Origin of the sequence: Paenibacillus forsythiae T98 (assembly GCF_000520735.1) — a bacterium.
Lineage (GTDB): Bacteria > Bacillota > Bacilli > Paenibacillales > Paenibacillaceae > Paenibacillus_AQ > Paenibacillus_AQ forsythiae.
On sequence record NZ_ASSC01000030.1, the window covers coordinates 1 to 12,182 of the forward strand.

General features: G+C 56.4%; 11 protein-coding genes and 1 riboswitch. All 11 genes read right to left on the reverse strand.

Features of this window, described 5'->3' with window-relative positions:
- Positions 1-835: glycosyl hydrolase (locus L692_RS0101300; protein WP_025696484.1), on the reverse strand; the 835-nt coding region annotated here is incomplete at its 3' end.
- Positions 836-848: 13 nt separating this feature from the next.
- Positions 849-931: riboswitch (cyclic di-GMP riboswitch) on the reverse strand.
- Positions 932-1,083: 152 nt separating this feature from the next.
- Positions 1,084-2,457 (reverse strand): sugar phosphate nucleotidyltransferase, encoded by a 1,374-nt coding sequence (locus L692_RS0101305; RefSeq protein ID WP_025696486.1) that lies wholly within the window; start codon positions 2,455-2,457, stop codon positions 1,084-1,086.
- A 147-nt stretch (positions 2,458-2,604) separates the two neighbouring features.
- Positions 2,605-3,945, reverse strand: coding sequence for a UDP-glucose dehydrogenase family protein (locus L692_RS0101310; protein WP_025696487.1), 1,341 nt, complete (start codon positions 3,943-3,945; stop codon positions 2,605-2,607).
- A gap of 4 nt (positions 3,946-3,949) precedes the next feature.
- The gene (locus tag L692_RS0101315) at positions 3,950-5,050 is read right to left on the reverse strand and encodes a glycosyltransferase (protein WP_025696488.1); all 1,101 of its coding nucleotides are present in this window, start codon (positions 5,048-5,050) and stop codon (positions 3,950-3,952) included.
- Positions 5,051-5,137: 87 nt separating this feature from the next.
- A complete protein-coding gene (locus L692_RS0101320) occupies positions 5,138-6,277 on the reverse strand; it encodes a glycosyltransferase family 4 protein (protein ID WP_025696490.1) in 1,140 nt (379 codons plus the stop codon).
- Positions 6,243-7,463, reverse strand: a complete 1,221-nt coding sequence (locus L692_RS0101325; RefSeq protein ID WP_025696492.1) for a glycosyltransferase family 4 protein — start codon at positions 7,461-7,463, stop codon at positions 6,243-6,245. The genes L692_RS0101320 and L692_RS0101325 overlap by 35 nt, the downstream gene beginning before the upstream one ends.
- On the reverse strand, positions 7,453-7,752 hold the full coding sequence (locus L692_RS0101330; RefSeq protein WP_156940273.1) for a hypothetical protein: 300 nt from the start codon (positions 7,750-7,752) through the stop codon (positions 7,453-7,455). The genes L692_RS0101325 and L692_RS0101330 overlap by 11 nt, the downstream gene beginning before the upstream one ends.
- 102 nt (positions 7,753-7,854) lie before the next feature.
- The gene (locus tag L692_RS0101335; protein WP_025696495.1) at positions 7,855-9,351 is read right to left on the reverse strand and encodes an O-antigen ligase family protein; all 1,497 of its coding nucleotides are present in this window, start codon (positions 9,349-9,351) and stop codon (positions 7,855-7,857) included.
- Positions 9,352-9,387: 36 nt separating this feature from the next.
- A complete protein-coding gene (locus tag L692_RS0101340; RefSeq protein ID WP_025696496.1) occupies positions 9,388-10,161 on the reverse strand; it encodes a WecB/TagA/CpsF family glycosyltransferase in 774 nt (257 codons plus the stop codon).
- Positions 10,158-11,507 carry an O-antigen ligase family protein gene (locus L692_RS0101345; RefSeq protein ID WP_232238719.1) on the reverse strand — a complete coding sequence of 450 codons (1,350 nt, stop codon included), beginning with the start codon at positions 11,505-11,507 and terminating at the stop codon, positions 10,158-10,160. Before L692_RS0101345 ends, L692_RS0101340 begins: the two co-directional genes overlap by 4 nt.
- Positions 11,508-11,511: 4 nt before the next feature.
- Positions 11,512-12,182, reverse strand: a 671-nt coding sequence (locus tag L692_RS0101350) for a glycosyltransferase (RefSeq protein WP_025696500.1), incomplete at its 5' end; no start/stop codon positions are given.

Sequence of the window (12,182 nt, forward strand, 5' to 3'; positions counted from 1 at the left end):
CATAATAATACTGGTTGAAATCCTTGTTATAAATATCCGCCGCCAGAATGTCTACCTTATCCGCCCCAGGATAGGTCTTGATGTAAGGATCGGCCCAGCTGTTCGGCGCGTTCGGACTCCATACCCACAGCAGATTATTCAGTTTATGAACATTGACAAAACGGTCATACATAATATCCCACAGGTCGGCAAAATTCTTCTTCTTGCCCCACCAGAACCAATCACCGTTCATTTCATGGTACGGACGCCACAGAACGGGTACCCCGGCATCACGCAATGTTTTCAACGATACCGCCACTTTGTCGAGTTCCGTGATCAGGTTGTTGTACTCCGTGGTTCCGGGCGTCACATACTTGTCGAAATCGGCCTGGGACAACGACTTCTGCACATTCGCCCAGCTGTAGGTCGTACCGGGCAGGTTCGCGTGGTAGGTCATGGCGACGATGCCGCCGGCTTTATGCCATTTGATGGCGCTGCTGACGACATTTTGCCGCAGCCACGTCACAGCGCCGTCCGTCTGGCCGTTAATCGCTCCAAGCTCGTATCCATGGAGAGCCGCATATCTGCTGCTCGTTACTTGAAGCTTATTATTGAACTCGTCCGGACTTTCAAGATAATCATGCTGGCCGGTAATAATGCGGTTGCCGGAAATGGAGTACAGGTAGCTCAGCAGCTTAACCGCTTCAGGAGAAGCATCGGGATTAACCGGGCTCTCCGGAGCCGCAGCAGCCGAAGCAATGGAAAGGCTTCCTGCGCCCGTGGGCAGGACAGATGCAAGGAACAGACAGAGGGAGAGCATAATAAAGAACAGTCGATACGTACGGTGGGCTTTCAATATTCATCTTCCTTTCGGTAACCAGGCTGCCTCTTGAAATGAAGAGGCCCTATGGCTTTGCGTCCCTACCTCGCGATAGGTTTGCCTTTGTCGTATTGGAAGGCTTAACCTTCTACCGTACATATCGACGTCATTCAATTATTCATGAACCCCAATTTTCACATTTCCTTAATAAATAGGTCTGAAGACCTGTTTCTCTGCCCTGAAAAACGGTTAATAATTAGTTTTGGCTGTAATTCCCAGCTTTTTCAAGAAATGAACTGCTGCAGCTCAATATCCTTCCAATCCAGCGTAATGCGGATATTGTCCTCTTCCACCAGCTCCGATCCGGTCTGCACCTCGATGAACTCCACATCGGTCAGGGCCAGAATGCTGTGCTTCGTTCCTTCCGGTATGCGGACAACGTCTCCCGCTTTGACCTTGTGCATCTTTTCATTAAGGATGATGCTCGCCTCCCCGCTGATGAACGTCCAGATTTCACTGCGCTTGAGGTGATACTGGTAGCTGATATTTTTCCCCTCGGCTATAAAAATCCGCTTGGTCAGCACTTCATTGCTTTCCCGGTATTTGACGTAATCGATCACCCGGTAATGGCCCCAGCGGCGCTCCTCGTACATCGGTCTTTGCTCGGTGCCCTTCAGCACCTCTTTGATGCGCGGACTTTCCGATTTGCGGGTGACGAGAATGCCGTCCGGACTTGCGGCGATAATCAGATCCTCCGCGCCGATGACCGTGATCGGAATATCAAGCTCGTTGACGAGGCAGCTAGTCGAGGAATCCTCGGTCAGCACGCCCCTGCCCATTTGATTGCTCGCCATCTCTTCGGTCAGCGTGTTCCAGGTGCCCAGATCCTTCCAGAATCCGTCGTACGGCTGAACCACGATTTTGTCCTCGCGTTCAACCACCTCGTAATCGAAGCTGATCGATGAGAGCAGCTTGTACTGCTTCTGCAGCTCCTCGTAGGTCAAAGGCAGTCCTTTTTGCTGCAAAATATCAAGCAGATATCCGAGGCGGAAGGCGAAGACCCCGCAGTTCCACAGAGCGCCTTGCCCAATCAGCTCTTCGGCACGCGCACGGTCCGGCTTCTCAAGGAATCCGCTCACCGGCTTCACTCCATTCTCCCCGGCTTCAGCGCTCGAAGGGATAATGTAGCCGTACTTCTCCGAAGGAAGCTCCGGTACGACGCCGATCAGCGCCAGGTTGGCGCCGCTGGCGTCAAGCGCCTGTTCAAGCTGCGATACCGATCCGAAGAAGGAGCCCTCCACATAAGGGTCGACCGGCAGAATCGCCACCGTCTCATCCGGCAGAACGCCCTCTACCGAATACAGATAGACCGCCGTGAGCGCAATGGCCGGAAAGGTATCCCGGCGTTCGGGCTCGATAATAATCTTCACGTCCGTGCCGAGCTGGCTCTGAATCATCTCCACCTGCCCGCGCCCTGTCGCAAGATACGACGATTCAGCGAGTCCCGCTTCTCCCAGCTGCCGCCATACCCGCTGGACCATCGATTCAGGCTCGCCAAGCGGGCTTTCCAGTACCTTCAGAAACTGTTTCGACCGGGAGTCGTTGGACAGAGGCCACAGCCGTTTTCCCGAACCGCCAGATAAAAGCACCAATTTCATAAATGTACCCTCCCTTTAAATGGTCATGCTAGGGCCGTGAACAACCGGCTGCTTAATCGAAGATCTCCACCATATCAATAACGCAGTCTTGAGGAGCGCTGCGGAAAGCCTTGTACCCAAAGCCCTGCCGTGTCCCGGAGGAAGCGGTTATACCGCCCCCGCCACACTCGGAGAATAGCCGCTGAGTCCGCCCATTCGCGGGCGTCCCACCGAATAATATTCCAGCCCGGTCCCTTCGATCTGTTCCTTGGAGTAGACATTGCGGCCGTCAATCAGGATCGGCTTGCGCATACCCGCAGACAGAATATGCAGATTGATATCCTTGAACACGCCCCAATCCGTCAGCAGGCAGAGCGCGTCGCTGCCGGACGCCGCTTCCTCCGCCACGGCGCACCATTGAATGTTCGGGTGGTTGTACTCCTTGCGGAAATTGTCCGCCGCGATCGGATCGTAGACCTTCACATGCGCGCCTTCCGTTACGAGCGCCTCTACGATTTCCCTTGCCGGTGATTCGCGGACATCGTCGGTATTCGGCTTGAAGGCAAGCCCCCATATGCCGATACTCGCGCCCTGCAAGCTTCCAAGCGATTCATGCAGCTTGGCGAGGATCATGAACCGCTGTCCCTGATTGACCTCAACCACGGACTTCAGCAGCTTGAATTCGTAATCGACGTTACCGGCGATCTGGATCAGCGCCTTCGTATCTTTGGGGAAGCAGGAGCCGCCGTATCCGATTCCGGCCTGGAGGAAGGAAGAGCCGATCCGCCGGTCAAGGCCCATTCCTTCGGCCACCTCGGTCACATCCGCGCCGACCTTCTCGCAAATATTGGCAATCTCGTTGATGAATGAGATCTTCGTCGCCAGAAAAGCGTTCGACGCGTATTTGATCATCTCCGCGCTGCGGATATCGGTGACGACAATATTGTCGGTAAATCCTTGATGAAGCTCCCGCATGACAGGCTCTAATGACGGATTGTCCAGACCGATGATAATCCGGTCGGGATGGAGCGTATCCTGGATGGCCGAGCCTTCCCTTAAGAATTCCGGCGCGGATACGATGTCGAACGGATAGCCGGTGTTCGCGGCGATGATCTGACGAATCTTCTCGTTAGTTCCTACGGGAACGGTCGATTTCGTCATAATGATCTTGTAGCCTTCCATCGCCCGGCCGATGTCCGCCGCCGCGCTTTCGATGTACTGCAGGTTCGCCTCGCCGTTCGGGAGGGAAGGCGTCCCTACCGCGAGGATGACGATATCCGAGCGGCGCACCGACTCCTGAAGATCGGAGGAGAAGTGAAGTCTCCCTTCTTTCAGGTTCATCTCAATCAGTGTCTCGATTCCCGGCTCGTAGATGGGCGACTTCATCTGTCTCAGTTTGGCAATCTTGTCCTCATCCTTGTCCACGCAAATGACACGGTTACCCCCAAGTGTAAAGCATACGCCGGATACGAGGCCGACATAGCCGGTGCCGATTACCGCCAGATTCATATCATCATCCTCCTTTTAAAAAGTTCACATAGGCTTGTTCGACATACTGCTTGAACTGCACCATGAAGGTTTGTTCATCGAATTTCTGCGCGTGCTTCATAATTTCCCCGACGTCCCATGCATACGATTCCACCTCGGCAATCGCCCGGAGCAGATCGTCTACCTCCTGCCGCTTGAAGAACACTCCATTAACATAAGGCACTATCGTGTCCAGCGCCCCGCCCGCCTGGTAGGCGATGACCGGCCTGCCCGCCGCGTTCGCCTCCAGCGGAGTGATGCCGAAATCCTCTTCTCCGGGAAAAATATAAGCCCGGCACCGGGCCATGAGACCCGTGACCTCCTCGTCTTCGAGACGGCCGAGGAACTTCACATTGCTTCTGGCCAGTCCCTCCAGCCGCTTCCGGTCGGGACCGTCGCCGACGATAATCAGCTTCAGCCCGTTGCGGTTGAAGGCTTCCACCGCCAGATCGATCCGCTTGTAAGACACAAGCCTTGAGACGATCAGATAATAATCGCCAATCGAGCTTGAGCTGGTAAAGCGCGACGTATTAATCGGCGGAAAGATGACATCGGCGTCCCGGTGATAATAGTTCTGAATGCGGCTCTTGACGACGGAAGAGTTGGCCACAAACTGGTTCACATTTTTGGAAGTCCGCTGATCCCACATTTTAAGCTGCTGGATGTAGAGCTTCAGCACTCTTTTAAAGAGGCCCGAGTTCGACTGCCGTTCCATGTACGTGTCATAATCCCAGGCAAATCTCATCGGGGTATGACAGTAGCAAAGGTGAAACGTACGCTTGGGCACCTGGATGCTCTTCATAAACGCGCTGCTTGAGCTCAGGACAATATCGTAACCGCGGAAGTCCAGATCGCGAATAGCCATGGGATAAAGCGGCAGCACCCCTTTAAAATTGGCCTTCACTCCCGGAATTTTTTGCAGCCAGGAGGCCCGGATATCCGCGTCCTTGAGATTCTCGGTGAGGCGGCTTCCGTTAAAAACCGTCGTGAAGATTGGAGCTTCCGGATACATGTGATGGAACACCTCCACCACTCTCTCCGCCCCGCCCATCTGGATTAAGTAATCATGCGCTATCGCAATTTTCATGTGAATCATCCTCAACATTTTATGGAGCAATTTTTGTCAAAAGCGGCTGCTTGCTTCGTAGTGGATATCCGCTCTGCGCCGGCCCCTTCAGGCGCCCGCCAGCAAGCCTCTGTAGTAATCGACAATCTCCTTAACCGTATTTTCGATTACAAAATGTTCCCTTACCCGCTTGATTCCGGCTTCTGCCATCTTCTCCCTCTCCTGGGGATGATCCACCATCCAGCTAATTGCTTCAGTAAGTATCTCCGGGTCGCCCGGCTGAATGAGCAGTCCGGTCTCGCCCGGCACAACGATCTCCACCGGTCCTCCCTCGTTGGACGCAATCACCGGCAGTCCCGCCGCCATCCCCTCGACGATCACCTGGCCGAACGGCTCCGGCGTAATCGAGGTGTGCACGAGCAAATCAGCCTGCTGCATGAGTCCCTGAATGTCCTCCACATGTCCCAGCAGGGTTACATTCGTCAGCCCCTCCCGCTCGATCGTCGAGACGAGCTGCCTCTTGTATTCGTCTTCGCCGAAGAGAGCGTCGCCCGCGAGCCAGAACTTGATTCGTCCGTTCTCCCGCAGCTTCTTCGCCGCTTCCAGCAGAATATGCTGCCCCTTCCATTCGGCCAGACGCCCTACCAGCAGAACGTTGAAATCTTTCTGCTCTTTCCGTCCGGCCGTGCCGCCGATCGCTTTGGCGAAGGCGGAGTAGACGACGAGCGTCTTCTTGGAGCGGGGCAGCTCCAGCGCGCTCAGCGTGGACTTCGAGTTGGCGATGACGCCGTTGGGAAGCAGACGCGAGAGCAGCCGGATGGCTTTCGCGACAACCGGCTTCAGATAAGGCGCGCCAATATGGTCGCGAATATGCCAAATGAGCGGTACGCCGGCCATCTTGGCGGCAACCGTTCCGTACAGCGCGGACTTGAGAGAGTTGGTATGCACGCAGGCTACCCGTTCCTTCTTCAGCAGCGGGGCAAGCTTCCGGCCATAAGCCAGCAGCTTCACGGCGGCGGCCGGGGCGCCCAGATTGACGGTATTGCGCCCGCGGCTGCGGATGCTCTCGTCCAATGGAATAATCCGGACGTCGATGCCTTTCTCGCGCAGGCGGTCCGCCAGCGCCCCTTCTTCCGCCAGGATCACGAGCGGATCAACCTGCTCTCCGATATGGGTAAGAATGTTGAACAGCGCCACTTCGCCGCCGCTCCATCTAGCCGTGTGATCGATATACGCCACTCTGAGCATGGATCGTCTCCCCCTTCCCCATCACTTCTCTGAATACCGCTTCCACCTGATCCGCCACATGCTCCCAGGTGTATCTTTCCAGCACATGCTCCCTGCATTCCTCCCGGCTGGGAAGCAGTCTTCGGTTGCCCAGCATGTGGGAGATCCCTTCGGCCATGTCCGCAGCCGATGCGCTCTTGAACAACAGCTCCGGGCGGAAATTCTGCAGGATTTCCCGGTTGCCGCCAATCGGCGTTGCCATGACCGGCAGCCCGCTCGCAAGCGCTTCGGTCGTAATCAGGCCAAAGCCCTCCAGAGCTTGTGATGGAACGACGAACAGATCAGCCGCCTGATAGTACGATGCCAGCTCATGGTCGGGAATATAGCCGAGCAGCCTGACCTTGCTCGCCAGCCCGTAATCGGCGATGCGTTCCTCCAGCTCCGCCCGCAAGGGGCCTTTCCCCCCGATTAGCAGAATGGAGTTCGGGAAGCGTTCCGATACGGTGCGCCACGCCTCCAGCAGTTGCAGCAGCCCCATCCGGTTCACCAGCCTGCGGACCGTCAGCACCGTGGTTGCCCCCTCCGGCAGATTCAGCATGCGCCGAACGGCGAGCCGGTTGTTGGCCGGGATGAAGCGGTCGATGTTGGCCGCGCCGGGAATGACGACGATCTTGTCAAGCGGAATGCCATGCAGTGAATGCAGAATATCGCGAAAGGTCTCGCTGAGAACGATGAACTTATCGGCCAGCCGGTAGGCTTTGCGCTCAATCGACTTGGCGATTGCGGTCTTGACCTGATGCTTGATGCCCTGGCCTTCGATTTTCATCTCCTCGTTCCAGGGACCGTGAAAGGTCATTACGACCGGAATGCCGCGTTTCTTCGCCTCCAGGGCGGGGCCGACTCCGTAGGGGGCAAAATGGGAGTACAGGATATCAATCCTTTCCTTCCCGCTCCTCATCAGCTCCGACGCCTTTCTCTGAAAGGCGTCCTTTCGCCTCCAGATCGATTCCTTCGGGTCGCCGGCGTTGTGGATAACCAGTTCCTCGGACGTTTCCGGCTTCTCCTTGCTGCAGATCAGCGCATGCACCCGGTTGCGGGAAGAAAGCTGCTCGCAGACGGATTTATAATACGTATTGAGCCCGCCGGGCTGCACCGTCGGCCAGCTTAAGCCGGTCGACATAATATTCAGTCCGTCATTATAGGACATAGCCTTCCTCTCCTTTCACCCGCTTCTTCTCCATCTGAGTGGCTTGCAGAGCCCGTAAAACCCGTAAAGTCTGAAGCCGACCATGAATTCGCACATGACCCGGGGAGTCCTCGCTCTTTGCGGTCTGCGCTGAACATTCCCCGCTTTCATCATGGGCCGCGGTCTCGCCTGCGAACGGTTGGCAGGGAGGCATCGCCCTGTCTGTCCGGATGATGTCATTTCGGAACGTGTTGACCGCTGGAGTCGGGCTGCGGCCCGGGCCGGCAAGCACGATTGTCATTGAATCCATGCTGGTTTCCTCCTTTTTCTCACCGTTCGCAATCCATCTTGTCCTATCCATATAGGAATTCATCGTCGTCTTCATCGACAGCGGGCTTCCTCCCCCCGCCGCTTAGCGGGGGGCAGCCCCGGTCCCCATCATGGCGTGGGGCGCTTCTTTCTTCCTTCCGTCCATGGCCTCTCTGGCCCCAAGGCCCAGGCCGATCAGCATCCAGATCAGATAACCCTTGAGTCCGAGGAATCCGTTGTCCGATACAAGCCCCACCACCGCTCCGGTCCATGTCGCGAGGGCCAGCCTTCCATACATCTGAAGCCGGCTGGAACCCGTGACTTTCGCAATAATCTGTTTGGCCGCCATGCCGAGTGCGCAGAAGAACAACAGGCCGCCCGGAGCGCCGAAGGTGAGCATCAGGGCAATGAACCCGTTGTCCATAATGCCGTACTCTCCAAGCTCTCCGCCGTTTCCGAGCTTCGTGCTCTGTCCCACGCTGCCGATTCCCTGGCCCACCGGATTCGATTTGATCGCGGGAATCATATTTCCCAGCAGATTCAACCGGTCATTATACGAGCGGTCCTCCTTGATGGAGGAAAGGGTCTCCATCCGGGACGTCAGCCCTTCCGCACCCGGAAGCTTCGGTACGACCCAGAACAGAGCGAGCGCTACGAACAGCACCTGGATCAGCGTCTTCCATTTGCCTTTGGATGACGAGGAGGCGATGTACACAAGCAGCATGACCAGCAGGAGAAGCCAGGCCGCCCGGACCAGCGTGGTCAGCAGACAAACCACCACCAGCAGGACGCCGATCCAGCTGAGGGCGCCCCGCCATCTCTTCTCCAGAATCATCGGCACCAGGGCAAACACGAGAAAGGTAGCGGCGGGCCCCGGCGAATTCAGGGTGGAGAAGACCCGAACCTCCAGCGGATGCGGAGTGCCGATGGAATTCATCCCCGAGTTCGTCATCCAGAAGGCGTCCCATGCGGGCACCGTCAAATATTGGACGATGCCGTAACCGGCAACCAGAACCGCGATATTCGCGTAGCCGCTGAGCAGCTTGTCAATATCACGGGCCGCAAACGGCGTCACCGCGAAGTACGGCAGCAGCAGCAGCGGAACAAGATAGTTCGTCAGATCGTAGAACGAACCCATTCCGTTCTTCGCAAGCCCGATCAAGGTGGCGTAGCCGAGCGGAACCGCGAACAGCAGCAGCAGTCTCATGAAGGGACGGCGGATGGCATGCACCTCGCGCATCACCGGAATGGCGACCGTAGCGCCCGTAAGGAGGGGCGCCAGGCTGAGCAGCGATACGGAGTGGTAGACCCCTTCACTCCAGTCGGCAATGCGACGCAGCTCGGGAGCCACAGCCCAGACAAGCAAGGTGTAGAGAACGAGCAGCCTTGGCTTCAGAAGCGCCAGCAGCAGGGCCGGAAACAGCAGGGCCGATACCATGGCGAGCTGCAGGCTGCTTGAGGAGCTTAGCTTCGCGCTGACATACCCGATCATCAGCGGCAGAACCGTACAGACCGCGGTAAAGATTCCCGCTGTTGCCAAGGGGCGAAGATTACCGGGAAAGGAAAGACCGGTACTGCTGCCTGAATGACGGCTTGCCATCGTCTCATACACCTCCAGTTCCTTGGGGACAAGCCTCTATTCAAGGCTCTGTCCGTTCGCTTTATCCCGTTTGCGCATTTCCTTCAGCAGAAGGAGCAGAAACTGCGTGTCGTCTACCAAATACCGCTTCCACAGCCTTCCCGGCTCCTGGCTCAGCCGCCAGAACCATTCCAGGCCGCTCTTTTGCATGAAATTCGGCGCCCGCTTGACCGATCCGGACAGAAAATCAAAGGTTGCGCCGACACCGATGGAGATCGGCGCCCGGTAGGACAGATAATGGCGGTAAATCCATTTTTCCTGCTTGGGGGCCCCTACGCCGACGAACACGATATCCGGCCGGGTTTCATTCAGCATTCCGATGATCCGCTCGTTCTCCTCCTTGTTGTTCTCGAAGCCGTAGGAAGGAGAATAACAGCCGACAATGTTAATATCCGGGTACGCCGCCTTGAGGTTCTTCGTCGCCCGCTCCGGTACGCCCTCAGCCGAGCCAAGAAAGAACAGCCGGTATTTCCGCTGCTGGAACGCATGTCCCAATCTGCTGAAGAGGTCGGCGCCGGACACCTTCTGCTTGAGCGGCTTGCCCAGCATCTTGGAAGCCCATATGAGGGGCATCCCGTCCGCGACCACAGCCCCGGCTTCGGAGTAGACGGTCTGAAACTCCTTGTCCTTGCGCAGCTTGATCACATGATCCACATTGCACGTCAGAATGTAGGAATGATTCCTTTCCCGGATCGTCGTATCGATATACTCCAGCAGATCCATGAAATCGTAATTGTTAAAGTTGACATCGAACATGTTCACTTGATTCATCGTATCACTTCTTTTTGTGGGGAATCGGTTGGCTGCGAAGCCCGATACAGGCAGTTCAGGTACCAACAGAACGGGATTATAAATTGGACCGTCGACAGCGTATTATCGGAAAACGAATAGATCAGAAACGCTGCTATCAAGAGCAGGTAATAAGGCTTTACCGGCGGCGCCAAAGCTCTGTAAACCAGAATAAACACAGCCAACAAGGACAGCAGCAGCAGGATCGAGCCGATATACCCCCCGTCGAAGTAAAACCGGATGTATTCGTTATGGGGAACGACGAAGCCGATATACAGCGTGCCGTCGTTCGCCACTGTAACGGCCCCCAGCCCTCTTCCGGATAGCGGCGAGCCCGACGCCTTGTCCAGAAAGTAATTCCAGGCCTCCGTGCGTCCCGACAGGTCGATTCCATCACTCGTCTGCCTTTCAAACGAACGTTTTTTGATATTGTCCCACTGCGTAAGCGCCGCGCCGGCGATCACCAGAACCGAGCACAGCAGCGGAATCAGATACCGGGTCTTGCCTTTCAAATAGCGCCGGAAAATGTCGTAGAAGTAGTACAGCGCCACCGGAAGCAGCGCGAGCAGCGGCCCCCGCGTTCCCGTACCGATCAAAGTCACGAAATTCACGGCCAGCATGCTGTAATAAAAGCGCTCATGGCCCGGATTCCGCCTCAGTTCAATGAACGGAATGACCGTTCCCAGAAAGGCCAGCATCGCCAGATGCGCCGGGATGTTCGCCCCTTGAATCCGCACCGCCCCTGTAAACTCCACATTAAGCATGGGATGAAGATGGGCCGCCTGCAACGCCGCTCCCACCAGCAGGCTCACCGTCGGCAGAAGGCAGATCATGTAGATATGCCGCTGCGCCACTTCCTTCTTCCAGTTGATCAGCAGAAACACGAACGGCAGCGAAAGTCCAATGAACGCCTTGACCGCAATGGATGAGGTCATCTGTGGCAGCCAGATCGAGAAGGTGAACGTCATGAACACCATCGCCATCAAGGCCCACAGCGGGTAGCTGAGCTTGAAGCGCAGTCCGTTAACCAGAATGCAGGGTACGAGCAGCGCCAGCATAGCCAGCTTGTACAGCGACAGGATTTCCATGCCGAACAGGCTGCCATCGTACAGAAAATTGATGGATATCGCCGTCGTCAGCAGGACGAAATAACTGATGTAATCCGGTCTGGTCAGGGATACGACGAGCAGAAGGAGCAGTCCGACAGCGGCAACCGCGACAGCCGGCTCGTAGATCACTGCCGTGCCCAGAAACAGCGCCGACAGGAGAAACAACATCCCGTACGGCAGAGCATACAATTTGGAAGCCCGGTGGCCGCTTGTCATCATCCATTCACCCCGTCGCCGATTCCCGATTTCGATTCCGCAGCATATGAAGCGTTCCGCGGACACTCTCCAGCCTGCATCTGTTCAGCAGCTTTCTTCCCTCGCTTCCGGATATCGCGGCCAATACAGAGTCGGCGGCGATATACAGAACCTTGGCCGCCGTCTTTCCCCAGAGGGTCAGACTGCCCAGTTGGCCGCTGCTTCCAAGGGCATTGGACAACCCCTGGCTGTAATACCGCTTCATAATCCAGTCCTCGGTCAAACGGCTGGCCGGGACGAAGTGGTCCACCGCCATTTGCGGATGATAGAGGACGGATTGCCCTTCTTTTCGTATCTTGCCGAACAGCCAGGTTTCCTCGCCGGACAGGAGTGATTCCCCTTTGCGTCCAAGCTCCAGCGGAAACAGGCTGACATTGAAGACCTCGCGTCTCATCGCCATATTGGCCCCGCAGGGATGGAACTTGCCCGGATATTCTCTGATCCGGCTGCCCAAATCCATGATCGTGTAGGGGAACTCGAATGGCTTGATGAGCCAGCCGGGCCTGCCGCTTTCAAAAATAGGAGAAACCTTTCCGCCCATCGCCATCACGCCCGGTCTGCTGTCCATGGTGTTAACAATCGTCGATATCCATGAACGGACAGGCAGCGCGTCATCGTCGAGAAAGGCAATGAGCGGTG